This window comes from Streptomyces sp. E-08 (assembly GCF_049913095.1).
GTDB lineage: Bacteria > Actinomycetota > Actinomycetes > Streptomycetales > Streptomycetaceae > Streptomyces.
Map to the genome: position 1 here is coordinate 7,588,025 of NZ_CP183971.1, position 15,556 is coordinate 7,603,580.

Below are 15,556 nucleotides of genomic sequence, written 5' to 3' on the forward strand. Positions count from 1 at the left end.
TCAGGCACCGCTCAGCGCTTCCGCGCCGGCCCCGACGCCGGCAGCCGCGCCGCCCCGGCGAGCGGCCTCGATCGCCCAGTACACCGCCTCCGGCGTTGCGGGCGAGGCCAGTTCGACGCTGATCCCGTCCGGCCCGAACGCGGCGGCGGCCTGCCGCAGCGCCTCCCGCACGGAGAAGGCCAGCATCAGCGGGGGCTCGCCCACCGCCTTGGAGCCGTAGACCGCGCCCTCCTCGCCGGCGTTCTGCAGGAGCGTGACGTGGAACTCCTCGGGCATCTCGGAGAAGCTCGGCAGCTTGTACGTGCTCGCCGCCTGCGTGAGGAGACGCCCGCGGTGCGGCCCGTCGCCGGCGTCCCAGCGCAGGTCCTCCAGGGTCAGCCAGCCCGCGCCCTGCACGAAGCCGCCTTCGACCTGGCCGATGTCGATCATCGGGGACAGGCTGTCGCCGACGTCGTGCACGATGTCCACCCGCCGCACGCGGTACGCGCCGGTGAAGCCGTCCACCTCCACCTCGGCCGCGGCGGCGCCGTGCGCGAAGTACTTGAACGGCGAGCCGTGGAACGTCTTGGCGTCCCAGTGCAGCCCCTCGGTCCGGTAGAAGCCGGCCGCCGACAGCTGCACGCGCTGGAAGTACGCGGTGCGCACCAGCTCGTCCCAGCCGAGCTCCTTGTCGCCGCCCAGGCCGCGCGCGACGCCCTCGACGATGCGGACGTCCGAGGCGTGGGTGCCGAGCTGCGTCGCGGCGACCTGGAGCAGCCGCCCGCGCAGCTGCTCGCAGGCGTCCTTCACCGCCGCGCCGTTGAGGTCCGTCCCCGCGCTGGCGGCGGTGGCGGAGGTGTTGGGCACCTTGTCCGTACGGGTCGGGGCGAGGCGCACCTTGTGCAGCGGGATGCCCAGGGTGGTCGCCGCCACCTGGAGCATCTTGGTGTGCAGGCCCTGGCCCATCTCGGTGCCGCCGTGGTTGATCAGGACGGAGCCGTCCTTGTAGATCAGCACCAGCGCGCCGCCCTGGTTGAAGGCGGTGAGGTTGAAGGAGATGCCGAACTTGAGGCCGGTGAGCGCGAGGGCCCGCTTGGTGTGCGGGTGCGCGGCGTTGAAGGCGGCGATCTCGCGCCGGCGGTCGGCGATGCCGCCGCTGTCCTTGACCTGCTCCCAGACGGCGGAGATCCGCTCCGGCTGGACGACCGGCTGCCCGTACGGCGTCGACTGCCCCGGCCGGTAGAAGTTGCGCTCCCGCAGCTCCGCCGGATCGAGGCCCAGCAGGGGCGCGCACCTGCCCATGATGTCCTCGATCACCAGCATGCCCTGGGGCCCGCCGAAGCCGCGGAAGGCCGTGTTGGAGACCTTGTTGGTCCGGGCGATCCGGCCGGTGACGCGGGCGTGGGGGAGCCAGTACGTGTTGTCGATGTGGCACAGGGCGCGGGCCACCACCGGTTCGGACAGGTCCAGGCTCCAGCCGCCGTCCGCGGTGAGCGTCGCGTCGAGGGCCTGGATGCGGCCCTCGGCGTCGAAACCGATCCGCCACGAGGCGTGGAAGCCGTGGCGCTTGCCGGACATCGTCAGGTCCTGGGTGCGGTTGAGCCGGACCCGGACGGGCCGGCCGGTGAGCCGGGCGCCGAGCGCGGCGACGGCCGCGAACCCGTGCGGCTGCATCTCCTTGCCGCCGAAGCCGCCGCCCATCCGCAGACACTGCACGGTCACCTCGTGACTGTGCAGGCCGAGCACGTGCGCGACGATCTCCTGGGTCTCGGAGGGGTGCTGGGTGCTGCTCTGGACGAACACCTGCCCGGACTCGTCGATGTGGGCGAGCGCCGCGTGCGTCTCCAGGTAGAAGTGCTCCTGGTCGGAGAACTGCAGCTCACCGGTGAACACGTGCGCGGAGTCGGCGAAGCCCGCGTCGACGTCGCCGGTCACCATCACCGGCCGGGCGCCGTGGAAGCTGCCGGCGGCGATGGCCTCCGCCAGGGTGATCACGGAGGGCCGTTCGTCGAGTTCCACCTCGACGGCCGCGGCGCCGAGCCGGGCCGCCTCCAGCGTCTCGCCGAGCACCCAGGCGACCGCGTGCCCGTGGAACATGACCTCGTCGGGGAAGAGCGGCTCGTCGTGCTTCATCCCGGCGTCGTTGACGCCGGGCACGTCGGCGCCGGTCAGCACGCGCACCACGCCGGGCACGGCGAGCGCCGGCGCGGTGCGCAGCGCGGTGATCCTGCCGTGGGCCTTCATGACCTGGACCGGGTGGGCATGCAGCACGTCCTTGGTGCGGTGCACCAGGTCGTCGGTGTAGAGCGCGGTGCCGGTGACGTGCTGGGTGGCGCTCTCGTGCGGCACCGAGAGGCCGACGACGGGCTTCTCGGGACGTTCGGACAACTGGCTCATGACGACACCGCCTCGGTGGTTCGCGCGTACAGCTTCAGCAGGCTCTGGCCGAGCATGGCGGAGCGGTAGGAGGCACTGGCCCGGTGGTCGTCCATCGGTGTGCCCTCCTCCCGCAGCACCGGCGCCACGGCCTCGACGGTCTCCGCCGTCCAGGGGCGGCCCTCCAGGGCCGCCTCGGTGGCGAGGGCGCGGATCGGGGTGGCGGCCACGCCGCCCAGGCCGATGCGCGCCTTGCGGACGATCCCGCCCTCGACGTCGAGCGCGAAGGCGACGGCCACGCTGGAGATGTCGTCGAAACGCCGCTTGGCGATCTTGTGGAAGGCCGTGACGGGCGACAGCGGCAGCGGTACGCGCACGGCGCGGATCAGCTCGCCGGGACGGCGCACGCTCTGCCGGTAGCCGGTGAAGTACGCGGCGAGGGGGACCTCGCGCTCCCCGTCGGCGTCGGCGAGTACCACGGACGCGTCGAGCGCGAGCAGGGCCGGCGGGCTGTCGCCGATGGGGGAGCCGGTGCCCAGGTTGCCGCCGAGGGTGGCGCCGTTGCGGATGAGCCGGGAGGCGAACTGGGGGAACAGCTCGGCGAGGAGCGGCACTTCGCCGTCGAGGCGGCGTTCGATCTCGGTGAGGGTCAGGGCCGCGCCGATCTCGACGCGGTCGGATTCGACGCGCAGCTCCCGCAGTTCGGGAAGGCGGTCGACGGCGACCACGCAGCCGGCGCGCCGGGAGCGGATGTTCACCTCGACGCCCCAGTCGGTGGAGCCGGCCACCACCACCGCGTCGGGCCGCTCGCGCAGCAGCCGCAGCGTCTCCGCCAGGGTCGCCTTCCGGACGAACACGCTGTCGTCCCGGGCGTACTCGGTGGCGACCGGTGCGGGCGGGGCCTCCTCCCGGCGCCGGGCGAGGGGGTCCTCGTCGGTGGGCGTACCGACGGCGAACGCGGCGTCCCGGATCGGGCGGTAGCCCGTACAGCGGCACAGGTTGCCGCTGAGCGCGTGCAGGTCGAAGCCGTTCGGGCCGTGCTCGGCGCCGGATGCGCCGTCCGCCTGCGGGTGGGCGCAGCGGTCGGGCCGGTAGTACTCGGCGGCCATGCTGCAGACGAACCCCGGGGTGCAGTAGCCGCATTGGGATCCGCCGCGGACCGCCATCTCCTCCTGCACGGGGTGCAGGGTGGGCGGCGTGCCGGGCGCGCCGCCGGTGGCGAGGCCCTCGGAGGTGACGATCTCCTGGCCGTCGAGTGACGCGGCCGGGAGCAGACAGGCGTTGACCGCCACCCAGTCGGTGGGCCTGTTCACCCCGGGGCGGGCCACCAGGACCGAACAGGCGCCGCACTCGCCCTCCGCGCAGCCCTCCTTGGTGCCGGTGAGGCCGCGCTCGCGCAGGAAGTCCAGCACCGTGGTGTGCGGCGCGGCCGGTGCGAGGGGCGCTTCCTCGCCGTTGACGGTGATCCGCGCCTCTACCATGACGGGCCCTCGATTCGGTGCGCGATGGGTCGGTTCCTCATGTTCGCCAATGTCGGGCAGCTTTCTGTGCTCGGACGCGCCGCGGGGGAGAGGCGGGCGCGGAACGGCACGCGACCGTGGCGTGCCGGGAAGGGTGAGGGGAAACCGTGATGTGCCCCGGAAGGGCACGGGGGACGGCGTCGTCAGCAGCCGTGGGCGATGCGGCCCGGAACCCAGACCGTGATGTGGGCGAGGCGACTCAGGTCGGAGCTGGTGTTCATCCGCCGGTCGCCTCCTCTCGGTCGTCATGGGCCGGTGCAGACCCGCAAATTAATGCCCTGCGATCACGGTGGTCAAGAGCGGTCGACCCGGGTGCCGACGGGTCCGAGGTCCTCGAAGCGGTGATCCATTGCAACGTGGCGTTGCATTAAGGCGCAGGGTCATTGCATCAATTTCGCTGCCGCAAGCTGGGGGTATGGGTTTTGGATCATTGACGAAACCATGAACGCAACGTAGCTTTCGGGGTGGTTCGAACACCTGCCGCCGTGAGATCGAGGAATGGCCATGAGCGAGTCCGTCCACACCGTCACCGACCTGCCCACCGAGCGCCCCGCGGGATGCCCCTTCGATCCGCCGGCCCAGCTGATCGAGGCCCGCGAGCACGGCCCGATCAGCCGCTACACCCACCCCGGCGGCACACCGGGCTGGATCATCACCGGACACGACCTCGTCCGGTCGGTCCTGGCCGACCCGCGGTTCAGCTCGCGCAAGGACCTCATGAACGTGGTCGACTTCGAGCTGCCGCCGGCCCCGCCCGGCGAGTTCCTCCTCATGGACGAACCCCAGCACGGGCGCTACCGGAAGCCCCTCGTCGGCAAGTTCACCGCCCGGCGGATGCGCCTGCTCACCGAGCGCGTGGAGCAGGTCACGGCCGACTGTCTGGACGCCATGGAGGCGGCCGGCCCGTCGGCGGACCTCGTGACCGCCTTCGCCAAGCCCATCCCCACCATCATCATCTGCGAGATCCTCGGCGTGCCGTACGAGGACCGGGACTCCTTCCAGAAGCAGATCGACACGTTCATGGGCGGGGAGACGAGCGACGAGGACCTGATCGCGGCCTACACCGCCACGCAGGAGTACCTCGCCCGGCTGGTGGCCGCCAAGCGCGCGAACCCCACCGACGACGTGCTCAGCGAACTCACGGACAGCGACCTGACCGACGAGGAGCTGAAGGGGATCAGCCTGATCCTCCTGGCGGCAGGGTTCGACACCACCGCCAACATGCTCTCCCTCGGCACCTTCGCCCTCCTGCGGAACCCGGACCAGCTCGACGCGCTGCGCGCCGATCCGGCGCTCGTCGACCAGGCCGTCGAGGAGCTCCTGCGCTACCTCACCGTCGCCAAGTCCTTCATGCGGACCGCGCTGGAGGACGTCGAGGTCGGCGGCCAGACCGTCGAGGCCGGCACGACGGTCGTCCTCTCGTACCACACCGCCGACCGCGACCCCGAGCGCTACCCCGACCCCCACACGCTCGACCTGCGGAGGGACGCCGGCGGTCACCTGGCCTTCGGCCACGGCATCCACCTCTGCCTCGGGGCACAGCTGGCCCGCGTCGAGATGCGGGTCGCGTTCGCCGCCCTCTTCAAGCGCTTCCCCACGCTGCGCCTGGCCGTCCCGGCCGAGGACGTCGCCCTGCGCCCGGAGACCGCGGACATCTACGGGGTGAAGAGCCTTCCGGTCACCTGGGACGCCTGACCGCTCTCAGCCGATCCGGTGCTCGGCCCAGAACGGACCGAGGTCCCTGGCGGTCGCCGCCTGCGCCGCGCGCTTGAAGTCCGCGGTGGTGGCGACGCCCAGCCAGTGGTCCCGGACGTAGCCGCGCAGCACGGCCGCCATCCGCGGGCCGCCCAGGACGCGCTCCAGGTCGTGCAGGGCGCAGGAGCCCCGCGCGTAGACGACCCGGACGTACTCCGAACGGCGGCCGTCCGCGTAGTAGCCCATGGTCCGGGTGAGGGCGGCCGTGTCGCTGGGCCACATGCCCTGGTCCTCCCAGCAGCCGGCGGTGTCCTCCCGGTAGTACGACTGGTTGGCGTACTGGGCGAACGACTCGTCCAGCCACGGCGCCGCGAACTGGTCGTTGCCGACGATGCCGTAGAACCATTGGTGGGCGATCTCGTGCACGACGGCCGAGCCCTCCGATTCCGTCCACAGCAGGACGAGACCGGGGAACTCCATGCTGCCGAAGTCGTCGAGGTGGTCGCTCATGACGAGGTCGAGCTCGCCGTACGGGTAGCGCCCGAACCGCTTCCCGAACGAGTCGACCGAGCTCGCGCCGTCCCTCAGGCTGACGGCGACGCCCTCCGCGGGCGTGGTGGCGGTCCAGTACGCGTTCAGCCGCACCCCGCCCGGCGTGGTCACCTTCTTCGACCGGAAGGGCCCCGCCGCCCAGGCGAAGTCCCGCACCCCGCGGGCGACACTGGTGCTGACCGTGCGCCCGGGCGCGCCCGCGTGCCGGGTGGTGGTGCCCGTCGCGGGGACGACGAGCGCGTCCGGGTGGTCGAGCGCGACGCGGAAGTCACCGGCGAGGGTGTAGAAGCTCTCGCCGAAGCCGACGTCCGGGTCCAGGTGGCGCCCCCGCGCGTCCTGCACGGACAGCAGCGGCAGCGCGTTGCCCAGGAAGCGGTACGCGCCGTCCCGGCCGAAGCGGTGGACGCGGTCCGGGACGGCGATCGCGAGGTCGAACGAGACGCGCGCCCGCGCCCCGTACGGCAGCGGCTTCGGGAGGTCGATCCGCAGCGCGGTACAACCGACGGCGAGCGGCCGCGGGGTGCCGCCGGCGACCCGGCTCACCCGGACCGGGGACGGCGCGCCCGGGACCCCGCACCCGTCGGTGCCGTTGCCCCACAGCCGTACGTCCACCGAACGCAGCGGAGTGCGGGAGGCGTTGCGGAACGACACCGTCTGGCGGCCCGTCCAGTGCGAGCCGTCGGCGTCGGCGCGCAGCTTCACGTCGTAGGAGGGACGGTCCGGTGTCGCCGCGGGCGCGGCGGCGGAGACGCCGACGGGGGACTGCGCCGCCGAGGCCGGGGCGGAGAGCGTCAGGACGGTCACGAGGGCGAGCAGCGGTGCGCGCCAGTTCCTGGGCGAGGTCATCCGAGCACGCTAGAACGCCCGTACGGCCGGACGGGAGCGTTCCGGGCGTACCGGAGGGGCGAGCGGGGCTTCTCCAGGTCCCGGGTCCTTCGCGTGCCGGGCCCGATGTGGGACGGTGAGGGCATGCCGGTTCCCGTGATCCTCGACTGCGACCCCGGTCACGACGACGCCTTCAACATCCTCCTGGCCGCCGCGCACCCCGCGATCGACCTGCTCGCGATCACCACCGTCGCGGGCAACCAGACGCTGGAGAAGACCACCCTCAACGCCCGCCGGGTCTGCTCGGTCGCCGGGATCCGGGGCGTACCCGTCGCGGCGGGCCGCGACCGGCCGCTGCACGCACCGCGCCGGATCGCCGAGAACATCCACGGCGAGTCCGGCCTGGACGGGCCCGGCTTCGCGCGGGGTGAGCCGGACGTGCCGCAGGACCCGCGGGACGCCCTCACCCTCGTACGCGACACCCTCCTCGCGCACCCGGCACCGGTCACGCTCGTCCCCACCGGGCCGCTCACCAACATCGCGGTCCTCCTGCTCGCCCACCCCGAGCTCGCCGAACGGATCGAGCGGATCGTGCTCATGGGCGGCTCGACCGGCCGGGGCAACACCACGCCCGCCGCCGAGTTCAACATCCTCTGCGATCCGGAAGCGGCGGACATCGTCTTCCGCAGCGGCCTCCCGGTGACCATGTTCGGCCTCAACGCGACCCACCAGGTCCGGGCCACCGCCGAGGTCGTCGCCCGGATCGCCGCGCTCGGCACTCCGCTGAGCGCGCTCTGCGTCGACCTGCTGACCTACTTCGCGTCCACCTACCGCGAGGTGTACGGCTTCGACGCGCCCCCGCTGCACGATCCGCTCACCGTCGCGCACCTGATCAACCCCCCACTGGTCAGCCTGGTGCGGGCGTCGGTGACCGTGGAGCTGAACGGCACCCACACCCGGGGCGCGACGGTGGTGGACCTGCACGGGGTGACGGACGAACCCGCCGGCACCGAGGTCGGCATGGAGGTCGACACGGCCGCCTTCTGGGACCTGATCGTGGAGGCCGTACGCGTACTCGGCGGCTAGCGCCCGGCCAGCCGCTCCAGGAGGGCGGTGCTCCGGGCCAGCAGCGTCCTTTCCTCGTCCGTGAGTTCGACCTCGATGGCCTGCGCGAGCCAGCCGGCCCGGCGGCCCCGCTCGGCCTCCAGCGCGGAGCGGCCGGCGTCCGACAGCTCGACCAGCGACTTGCGGCCGTCCGTGGGGTGGGCCCGGCGCGTGACCAGGTGCTGTTCCATCAGGAGGCCCACCGCGCGGGCCATCGACTGGGGGCGCACGCGCTGATCGGCGGCGAGGTCGCTGGTGGTCATCGCGCCGTTGCGGTCGAGGGCCCCGAGCACGGCGGCCTGGCCGAGCGGGATGCGGTCCTCGTCCTTGACGCGTCGGGTGAGCTTGCCCATCGCGGTGCGCAGTTCGGTGGCGATGGCGGCGGCTTCCGGGGTGGGCATACGGCACTTTACCCCGTGGTCCTGGGCCGCTGTGCGGCTGACCTGCACAGCAATGCTGTACAGCAGAACTGAACAGAGAAACTGAACAGCATTGCTGTAGAGTTCGGTCGTGTCGGGCTCGGCGCCCACACGGACGCGCCACGGGTCACGGCACACGACCACGGGGAGGAACCACCATGTCCAGCAAGGAATCCGGCACCGTCGACGCCGCCATCGACGCCGTCACCGCCCGCCGGATCATCGACAGCCGCGGCAACCCGACCGTCGAGGTCGACGTCGTCCTGACGGACGGCTCCCTGGGGCGCGCGGCCGTTCCCTCCGGCGCCTCCACCGGCGCCCGGGAGGCCGTGGAACTGCGGGACGGGGACGCGGCGCGCTGGCACGGCAAGGGCGTCGACCGCGCGGTCGCCCACGTCGGCGGCGAGATCGCGGCGGCCGTGCGCGGCCGGGACGCGGCGGACCAGACGGGCCTCGACGCCGCGCTGATCGCCCTCGACGGCACCGCCGACAAGTCCCGGCTCGGCGCCAACGCGATCCTCGGCGTCTCCCTCGCCACCGCCAAGGCCGCCGCGGCGGCCCACGGCCTGCCGCTCTACCGCTACCTCGGCGGCCCCGACGCCCACCTCCTGCCGCTGCCGATGATGAACATCGTCAACGGCGGCGCCCACGCCGACAACCCGCTGGACTTCCAGGAGTTCATGATCGCGCCCGTGGGCGCGGACACCTTCGCCGAAGCCGTCCGCATGGGCAGCGAGGTCTTCCACACCCTGCGCCGGGACCTGCTGGCCGCCGGCCACTCCACGGGCGTCGGCGACGAGGGCGGCTTCGCGCCCGCGCTGCGCACCGCCGAGGAGGCGCTCGACTTCGTGGTGTCCGCCATCGAGCGCACCGGCTACCGCCCCGGCACGGACATCGGCCTCATCATGGACCCGGCCTCGTCGGAGTTCTTCCGCGACGGCGTGTACGACTACGCGGGCGAGGGGGTCCGCCGCACCCCCTCCGAGAACGCCGACTACCTGGCCAAGCTCATCGACGCCTACCCGATCGTCTCCATCGAGGACCCGATGGCGGAGAACGACCTGGACGGCTGGCGCGAGCTCACCGCCCGCGTCGGCGACCGCTGCCAGCTCACCGGCGACGACGTGTTCTGCACCGACGAGAAGCTGCTGCGCGAGGGCATCCGCACCGGCGTCGGCAACTCGGTCCTCGTCAAGGTCAACCAGATCGGGACCCTGACCGAGGCGCTCGCCACCGTGGCCACGGCACAGCGGGCCGGCTGGACGGCCGTCATGTCGCACCGCTCCGGCGAGACGGAGGACACCACCATCGCCGACCTCGCGGTGGCGACCGGCTGCGGCCAGATCAAGACCGGCTCGCTCTCCCGCTCCGACCGCACGGCGAAGTACAACCAACTGATCCGGATCGAGGAGGAGCTGGGCGACGCGGCACGCTACGCGGGCCGCTCGGCGCTCCGCCGGGCCTGACGCGCACGACGGAGCGGCGCCACCACCGGGAGGTGGTGGCGCCGCGTCCGGCGACCGAGGTCACCGGGAGGGGATCACTTGCCGAGCCACGCGTTGTGGACGGTCACCGTCGACGTGTTGCCCTGCTTGTCCGTGACCTTGGCGGAGAGCGCGATGCCGCTGTCCTTCGCCGGGCTCTTCACGGAGATCAGCCCGCCCACGACCTTCGCGGACTGCCAGGTCTTCCCGCCGTCGTAACTCACGGACACCGCGAGCGACTTGAGGTTCGCACCGGCCGCCGCGCCCTGCACGGTCACCGGCACCAGGACCGAGACGCGCTCGGGGAGACGCGAGCCGAGGTCGACGGGGGCCGCGAAGCGGACCGTGGACACCGGCAGCGCCGTGGTGGCCGCGACCTGCGCCGAACGGAACGTGAAGCCGGTCTCGATCCGGGTGGAGACCGCCCCGGTCTTCGCCGGGCGCTCCACGGAGGCCGTCAGCCGGTACTCGGAGTCGGCGGCGTCGACCGCGAACGGCTCGTATCCGCTCAGCGGGTCGGTGCTCTCGGCGACCTTCACCCCGTCGCGGTACAGCGTCGAGGTGGACGAGGAGTACGGGACGGTCCCGGAGTGCCCCTCGCCGTCCGAGGCGAGCGGCACGGCGCCGACGATCTGCTGCACGCCCGTCACCGGGTCGACCGTACGGAAGACGCCCATGCCCTCACCGAGGAGCGGGCCCATGACACCGGTGTTGAAGGTCTCGCGGTACGTCCGGCCGGCCTCGTAGCGCTTCGGCTTGACCATCTCCCAGGCACCCTCGAATGCCGGGTAGCCCCACTGGTCCTTGTCGCCCAGCTGGTTGTACCGGGTGAGCCACGTGGCGCCGTCTCCGGTGGAGACGTAGAAGGTGCGCGTGCCGGGCGCCGGCTGCGGAGCGGAGAAGCCGTTGCCCTCCGGCGCGCCAGGCAGGTGGGCGTACGGGGAGGCGAGCGCCGACTTGCCGGGCCCGGAGGCGCCGAGACCGACCTTGAGGGTGGCCAGCTCGGTCGCCTTCACGTGCTTGGTGTAGCCCGTCGCGACCGTGCTCGTCTTTCCGCCGAAGGCCACCGAGTACTGGCTGGTGGCGTCCTTCACGAAGTGCGCGTCCCAGGTCTGCAGGAGGGAGCCGTCGGTGACGGCCGGCCCCATGTGGGCGGTGCGGAAGCCGGTGAAGCCCCGCAGGACCCAGCCGTTGCCGATGCGGCCGATGCCGGTCGCGACCTCGTAGTACGTACCCGCGTAGTCGGCCTTGTCGATGCCGGGCACGGTCAGGTCCACCGGCTTGGTGGTGCGGGCGTCGGAGACGACCGTGGTGTCGCCGGTGATCTCCAGCTTCGGCTGGGCGATCCAGTCGGTGCCCGCCGTGTAGTCCGACGGGTCCTGGTAGACGGCCGTGTTCAGCGTGTACGAACCCTTGGGCACCCGGATGGTGTGGGCGCCCGGCTCGTTGTCGACGCGGGCCTGGAAGTTCGCCGCAGGACCGCCGACGCCGGTCAGCGTGGTGGCGAAGTTCTGGGCGTCGGCGCCGTCACGGCCGAGGGTCCGGACGGTGAGGTCGTACGACTCCGCCTCCCGTACGGCCACCGCGGCCGTGCGGACGGACTGGCCCGCGCCGGTGGCGGTGACGTAGCCCGAATAGGTGCCGTCGGCCTCGCCGACGCTGGTGTCGGCGACGAGGTCGACCTCGGCGGTGCCGCCCGCGGGCACGGTCACCTTCGAGGCGCCGAGCGAGAAGAACCCGGCCGGGGCGGGCCTGCCCGACGGGTCGAGGGCGGACACCGACAGGTCCAGGGTGACGTTCGTGTCCCCGAGGTTGCGGTACGCGATCTTCTTGGTGACGGGCTTGTCGTCGTTGTGCGGCCAGAGCGCCGTGCCGTAGTTCAGCGACACCGGCTCGGCGACGACGTTCACCTTCAGCGCCTGGTCGACCTGGATGCGGCCCGTGCCCTGCTGGAAGGCGGTGTAGGCGCCGCCCTTGGCGGAACCGGTCAGCGCGCCCTTGAGCTCGGCGGACTTCCAGTCGGGGTGCCGCTGCTTCAGGAGGGCGGCGGCGCCCGCGACGTGCGGGGTGGCCATGGAGGTGCCGTCGATCTGGAGGTAGCCCGGAGCGGGGTGCGGCGTGCCCGGGCGCGTGTCGATGGCGCTGCCGGGAGCGGCGGCCGCCGTGATGGCGACGCCGGGCGCGGTCACGTCCGGCTTGACGGCTCCGTCGCCGACGCGCGGGCCGGTGCTGGAGAAGGGCGCAAGCTTGTCGTCCTTGTCCACGGCGCCGACGGTCAGCGCGGAGTCCGCGCTGCCCGGCGAACCCACGGACTCCGGGCCGGTCTCGCCCTCGTTGCCCGCCGCGATGGCGAACAGGATGCCCTTCTCGGCGGTCAGCCGGTCGACCGTGGCCTCCAGCGGGTCGACGCCGGGGCTGTCGGGGCCGCCGAGGCTGAGGTTGACGACGTCCGCGCCTTCGGCGGCGGCCCACTCCATGCCCGCGATGACGGCGGAGTCGTCCCCGAACCCCTCGTCGTCCAGGACCTTCCCGCTGATCACCTTGGCGCCGGGGGCGACGCCCTTGAACCGGCCGCCGGACCTGGCGCCGGTGCCGACGGCGATCGACGCGACGTGCGTGCCGTGCCCGACGCGGTCCACGGCGTCGGCGGAGGCGGAGAAGTTCTTCTCGCCCACGACCTGGGTCCTCAGGTCGTCGTGGGTCTTGTCCACACCGGTGTCGAGGACGGCGATCTTCACGCCCGTGCCGTCGAAACCGGACTCCCACGCCTTGTCGGCACCGATCTGCCGGACGCTGCGGTCGAGGCTCGCGCCGCGCACCCCGTCCAGCCACACCTTGTCGATGCCGGAGGCGGTGGCGCGCAGGCCGGTGGTCTGCGGGTTGGTCAGCGCCTCCCACACCCGGGCCACGTCCTCCCGGGGCGTCCGGATGGCGTCGGCGTGGAGCGTCGGGAAGGTACGGCGCAGCTGGGTGTCGCCGGCCGAGCGCACCTCGGCGCGTGCCGCGTCGGCGCCCCCCGCGTACTGCACGATCAGCTTGAGCCCGGCGCGGTGGCTCTTCCGCAGCCGCGGGTCGGTGAGCACGTCGAGGTCGAAGAGCCGCTGGTCGAGGCGGCCCGTGGCGATCAGGCGCCGCGCGTCGGCGGGCACCACGAGCGTGCGGTCCCCGGTGCGCTGCACCTGGACGGGTATGTGTTCACGGCCCTTGGCGGCCTCGAAGCCCACCATCCGGCCCTTGGCGTCCACCACCACGCGGTCGCCGGTGACGAGCGGGATCCGCTCGGTACCGCCGAGGCGGGTGGTGTCGCCCGGTGCGGCCGCCGCGGTCGCGGCGATCGCCGCCGCGGGGCCTGTCATGCCTGCCACGAGCGCCACCGATGTGGCCGCTGCGATGGTGAAGGCGCGTGCTCTCTGCACGTGTGCGCGCAAGTCTCCCCCAGGAGCTTGGGATGAGGTCGAGTGGTCGATTCCCGGCCGGGGCCACGAGGGCGCCCGTCACCGGTCAGCGCAGTATGTGAGGAGAGAAAGACGTGATCAACGCGGGTGGGGGAGCGGGGCGTTGATTCCCGTGGTTTCCGGCCATCGTGCAATGCCCGAGTTCGATGGGGCGGCGATGGGAGTGTGACCGCACTGTGACGGCGGGGCGATCCTTGCGCGACGGCGGGGCCCTCGGGCCCCGCTCAGGGCAGTCCTCGCGGGCTTTTCGCGGCCCGGCGTCCGCGCGAGGGGAGCGCGTCCTTCCTCTTGGCCGTTTCCGTACCCCGGGGAGGGTGCTCTCCGGGGTACGGAATCGGCCGGCGGGAACGCGCTCCGCCCCGCTCCCGCTACGGCCGGGCGTCGAGCCAGCTCAGCTTGTGCCCGTACAGCACCCGCTGGCAGTAGTCCGTGCCCGCCGGATCGGCGGAGTCCCGGTTCGCCGTGCAGTCCGACTCCGACGCCGGGCGGTGCTCGGAGAGCGACCACAGCCGGCCCGTGCCGCGCTCGACGTAGAGGTCCTCGGCACCCCGGGCCGTCTTGACGGCCGCTCCCTTCGCCACCAACTGACCGTCGCTCCAGCCGAATCGCCAGAGGTTGCCGGGCTCGTCCGTGCCCTTCGACTCGTTCACGTACAGCGTGCCGTCCTGCGCCGCCGCGCCCTGGGCGCCGCCGCCGGGGAGCGGCAGGTAGTCGGCCCAGCCCTGCGCGGTCACGTCGGCGGAGCGTCCCTCCAGGTCCGCGACGGGATACGAGGCGACGCGGCCGGGGGAGTCGAGGTCGCCCGCGGGACGGCAGTACTCGCCCATGATCAGGCGGTCCGGGGTGGTGCTGCGGTCGAGCGAGATGAAGGAGGCCTTCGGGGCGCCGGTGTCGACGCAGGCGTACGAACCCGCCGGATTGCCCTGCTTCGCCTTGAACTTCCACGCGGCGACCTGCGGCATCACATAGCGGTACCCGAAGCTGTACCAGACGTTGTCGTGCCGCCCGACCTTGGTCTTGTCCTCGGTGTTCGCGGTGGTCTTCACCCCGTCGGTGTCGCTGCCCATCGCGTCGTGCGTGGTGGGGTCGCCGTCGGGGTCGAGGTCCATGATGGTGCGCACGTCGAAGACGCGCAGGCCGTTGCGGGTGTCGGCGACGTACAGGTAGTTGCCGTACCAGACGATCCCGCCGGCGTGGACGCCCTTCTGGATCGGGTACTCGGAGGCGTGGAGTCCGTCGAAGGAGACGTGGTCGGCGGAGTTGACGTAGGTCCAGCCCAGCAGGACGTGCCGGTACTTGACCTCCGAGATGCCGGAGGCCGGGTTGACCCGGCTCTGTACGAAGGTGATCCGGACGCCCTTCTGGTTGCAGGCGTCATCGGCCTCCAGCTCGGCCGTGGTGCAGTCGCCGGTCGCCGGGTCCGGGTCGTTCTCCCGGCCCGGGTCCCAGCCGTCGTACGAGGCGAACAGCTGGATGTTCCCGGCCGTGCCCCACAGCTCGTCGTCCTGGGCGTCGGAGACGCCCGTGAAGCCCTGGGGGACCCACTCCCGCGAGACGGAGTCGTCGTTCTGCAGGCAGTACTTGATGTCGGGGTCCGGTGCCGTGCCGAACGGGTCGCGGGAGCACCACGGCTGCACCGTGCGGTTCGCCCCGGCCAGGAGGTTCTGCACGCCCGACTTGGGGAGCACGGAGTCCAGGCGGGCGACGCGGGTGGCGGTCTCGGCGTTCAGCGCGCCGGGGGACAGCGTGAAGTCACCGGGTGAGGCCGCGCCGCCGGGCGAGCTCACGGCGGCCGCGAACGCGGAGGGAGGGGCTTCGGCGGCGAGCGGCTCCTGGACCGTCGGGTCCGAGGTGCCCGCCGGGACGTCCTGGGCCCGGGCCGGGGACACCAGGGCGGTGAGAGCGAGCGAGGCCGCGGTGGCCGCCGTGAGCCAGGCGCGACGTATTCGCCTTGAGGGCATGCGGGGTTGCCTCCGTTGATCGGGTGTCGAACAAGTCGAACGGAGGGTTCCAGAACGCCGGATCGAAAGGCCACTTGGCCACCGTGTCGCCAATGCCCTTTATGGGTGGGGCGTTTGGGGTGCAATCGCCAGCTTGAAGGTCCCTTGGTGCAAGACCTGCCGTCGATCCCCACGAGATCCACACCG

9 protein-coding genes are annotated in these 15,556 nt (G+C 72.4%); 3 read left to right on the forward strand and 6 right to left on the reverse strand.

Features of this window, described 5'->3' with window-relative positions; all coding sequences use genetic code 11:
- On the reverse strand, positions 1 to 2,376 hold the full coding sequence (gene xdhB / locus ACN9MM_RS34860) for a xanthine dehydrogenase molybdopterin binding subunit (RefSeq protein ID WP_426367747.1): 2,376 nt from the start codon (positions 2,374 to 2,376) through the stop codon (positions 1 to 3).
- Positions 2,373 to 3,836 (reverse strand): xanthine dehydrogenase small subunit, encoded by a 1,464-nt coding sequence (locus ACN9MM_RS34865; RefSeq protein ID WP_426367748.1) that lies wholly within the window; start codon positions 3,834 to 3,836, stop codon positions 2,373 to 2,375. The genes xdhB and ACN9MM_RS34865 overlap by 4 nt, the downstream gene beginning before the upstream one ends.
- A 543-nt stretch (positions 3,837 to 4,379) precedes the next feature.
- On the opposite strand from ACN9MM_RS34865, the gene ACN9MM_RS34870 reads away from it, so the two are divergent.
- The gene (locus ACN9MM_RS34870; RefSeq protein WP_426367749.1) at positions 4,380 to 5,570 is read left to right on the forward strand and encodes a cytochrome P450; all 1,191 of its coding nucleotides are present in this window, start codon (positions 4,380 to 4,382) and stop codon (positions 5,568 to 5,570) included.
- Positions 5,571 to 5,576: 6 nt separating this feature from the next.
- On the opposite strand, the gene ACN9MM_RS34875 is transcribed toward ACN9MM_RS34870, so the two are convergent.
- Entirely contained in the window at positions 5,577 to 6,968 is a 1,392-nt protein-coding gene (locus ACN9MM_RS34875; RefSeq protein WP_426367750.1) for a M1 family metallopeptidase, read from the reverse strand.
- 123 nt (positions 6,969 to 7,091) lie between these two features.
- On the opposite strand from ACN9MM_RS34875, the gene ACN9MM_RS34880 reads away from it, so the two are divergent.
- The gene (locus tag ACN9MM_RS34880; RefSeq protein WP_426367751.1) at positions 7,092 to 8,033 is read left to right on the forward strand and encodes a nucleoside hydrolase; all 942 of its coding nucleotides are present in this window, start codon (positions 7,092 to 7,094) and stop codon (positions 8,031 to 8,033) included.
- On the opposite strand, the gene ACN9MM_RS34885 is transcribed toward ACN9MM_RS34880, so the two are convergent.
- Positions 8,030 to 8,452 (reverse strand): MarR family winged helix-turn-helix transcriptional regulator, encoded by a 423-nt coding sequence (locus ACN9MM_RS34885; protein ID WP_426367752.1) that lies wholly within the window; start codon positions 8,450 to 8,452, stop codon positions 8,030 to 8,032. The genes ACN9MM_RS34880 and ACN9MM_RS34885 overlap by 4 nt on opposite strands.
- Before the next feature lie 176 nt (positions 8,453 to 8,628).
- Here ACN9MM_RS34885 and eno point away from each other — a divergent pair, with 176 nt between their 5' ends.
- Positions 8,629 to 9,936 (forward strand): phosphopyruvate hydratase, encoded by a 1,308-nt coding sequence (gene eno / locus ACN9MM_RS34890; RefSeq protein WP_426367753.1) that lies wholly within the window; start codon positions 8,629 to 8,631, stop codon positions 9,934 to 9,936.
- A gap of 74 nt (positions 9,937 to 10,010) precedes the next feature.
- Here eno and ACN9MM_RS34895 read toward each other — a convergent pair whose 3' ends face one another.
- Positions 10,011 to 13,310 (reverse strand): S8 family serine peptidase, encoded by a 3,300-nt coding sequence (locus ACN9MM_RS34895; protein ID WP_426367755.1) that lies wholly within the window; start codon positions 13,308 to 13,310, stop codon positions 10,011 to 10,013.
- 467 nt (positions 13,311 to 13,777) lie between these two features.
- Positions 13,778 to 15,370 carry a hypothetical protein gene (locus ACN9MM_RS34900; protein WP_426367756.1) on the reverse strand — a complete coding sequence of 531 codons (1,593 nt, stop codon included), beginning with the start codon at positions 15,368 to 15,370 and terminating at the stop codon, positions 13,778 to 13,780.
- Between the last annotated feature and the right edge of the window lie 186 nt (positions 15,371 to 15,556).

Excerpts from the sequence above, each read along its gene's own strand:
- ACN9MM_RS34880 (WP_426367751.1), top strand. The coding sequence starts at position 7,092 with ATGCCGGTTCCCGTGATCCTCGACTGCGACCCCGGTCACGACGACGCC.
- eno (WP_426367753.1), top strand. The coding sequence starts at position 8,629 with ATGTCCAGCAAGGAATCCGGCACCGTCGACGCCGCCATCGACGCCGTC.
- ACN9MM_RS34875 (WP_426367750.1), bottom strand. The coding sequence starts at position 6,968 with ATGACCTCGCCCAGGAACTGGCGCGCACCGCTGCTCGCCCTCGTGACC.
- xdhB (WP_426367747.1), bottom strand. The coding sequence starts at position 2,376 with ATGAGCCAGTTGTCCGAACGTCCCGAGAAGCCCGTCGTCGGCCTCTCG.
- ACN9MM_RS34870 (WP_426367749.1), top strand. The coding sequence starts at position 4,380 with ATGAGCGAGTCCGTCCACACCGTCACCGACCTGCCCACCGAGCGCCCC.
- ACN9MM_RS34885 (WP_426367752.1), bottom strand. The coding sequence starts at position 8,452 with ATGCCCACCCCGGAAGCCGCCGCCATCGCCACCGAACTGCGCACCGCG.
- ACN9MM_RS34865 (WP_426367748.1), bottom strand. The coding sequence starts at position 3,836 with ATGGTAGAGGCGCGGATCACCGTCAACGGCGAGGAAGCGCCCCTCGCA.
- ACN9MM_RS34900 (WP_426367756.1), bottom strand. The coding sequence starts at position 15,370 with ATGCCCTCAAGGCGAATACGTCGCGCCTGGCTCACGGCGGCCACCGCG.
- ACN9MM_RS34895 (WP_426367755.1), bottom strand. The coding sequence starts at position 13,310 with ATGACAGGCCCCGCGGCGGCGATCGCCGCGACCGCGGCGGCCGCACCG.